The organism is Novosphingobium sp. 11B (assembly GCF_054589055.1).
The window spans coordinates 1-246 of the sequence record NZ_BAAILP010000335.1 but is presented as its reverse complement, the minus strand read 5'-3'; the positions used below and the strand labels follow the sequence as shown (position 1 = coordinate 246).

Here is a 246-nt window from a genome sequence, read left to right as displayed (position 1 = left end):
GCGGCTTGGGTACCCGGCTCGAGGAGGTGCGGCGCGCGTGCCTCTATGTCGAGCAGGAGGAGCGACAGCGTGCAGGCCATGATGCCGAGCTGGGCCTGCTGGCTGGTCGCATCGGAAACCCGGCCAGGGTACGCCAGACGCTCGAGCGTGGGGCGGACGAGATCGGAAAGGGTGATGTTGTAGCGGCGAGCCTGCCGGAGCAACTGGTCGTGCAGGCCGTCTTCGAGACGCAGGGATATTCGTGCC

General features: G+C 67.5%; 1 protein-coding gene. It reads right to left on the bottom strand.

Features of this window, described 5'->3' with window-relative positions; all coding sequences use genetic code 11:
* The coding region (locus tag ACYPYD_RS28030) for a hypothetical protein (RefSeq protein WP_459667052.1) at positions 1 to 246 on the bottom strand (246 nt) is incomplete at both ends.